At 64.0% G+C, this 605-nt stretch carries 2 protein-coding genes; both read left to right on the plus strand.

The genetic code is table 11. The features are described from left to right. A partial coding sequence (locus GY725_03980) for a hypothetical protein (protein MCP4003333.1) occupies positions 1 to 214 on the plus strand: 214 nt, incomplete at its 5' end. Next, on the plus strand, positions 211 to 605 hold a 395-nt coding region (locus GY725_03985; protein ID MCP4003334.1), incomplete at its 3' end, for an IS3 family transposase. The genes GY725_03980 and GY725_03985, both read left to right, overlap by 4 nt.

The following is a 605-nucleotide window of genomic DNA, read 5'->3' on the forward strand; positions in this document are numbered from 1 at the left end:
GGCACGAGACGAGGGAGCGCTTCGCGGGCTGCGGTCCAAGAAGCGCGGCGCGAAGCCAAAGGCAAGCAACCCGCTCGAACCGAAAGTCCGCGAACTCGAAGCGAAGGTGGCTCGCCTCGAGAAGGACCTGCACAAGGCACACACGATCCTGGATGTTCAGGAAAAAGTTGCCGGGCTGCTGGGCTTCAGCCTCGAGGACGGGAAGGACTGTTGATCGCAGCCGAAGGGTTGTCCGTGCAGGTCGGTGTTGAGCCGGCCTGCACGGCGCTCGGTGTGTCGCGCGCAACATTCTATCGCCGCAAGAGGCCGATTCCCGGGCGTCAGCAGCCCCGTCCTACGCCCGCCCGGGCCTTAAGCAAGAACGAGCGCGAACGTGTTGTCGAGGTACTCAGCTCGGATCGCTTCGTCGATCGATCGCCCGCCGAGGTGTTCGCGACGTTGCTCGACGAGAAGACGTATCTCTGCAGCGAGCGCACGATGTACCGGGTCCTGGCCGAGTGCCAGCCGGTGCGTGAGCGCCGCAATCAACTCCAGCATCCGCAGTACGCGAAGCCCGAACTCATGGCCACAGCACCGAACCAGGTCTGGTCGTGGGACATCACGAA

This window comes from bacterium, assembly GCA_024226335.1.
GTDB lineage: Bacteria > Myxococcota_A > UBA9160 > SZUA-336 > SZUA-336 > JAAELY01.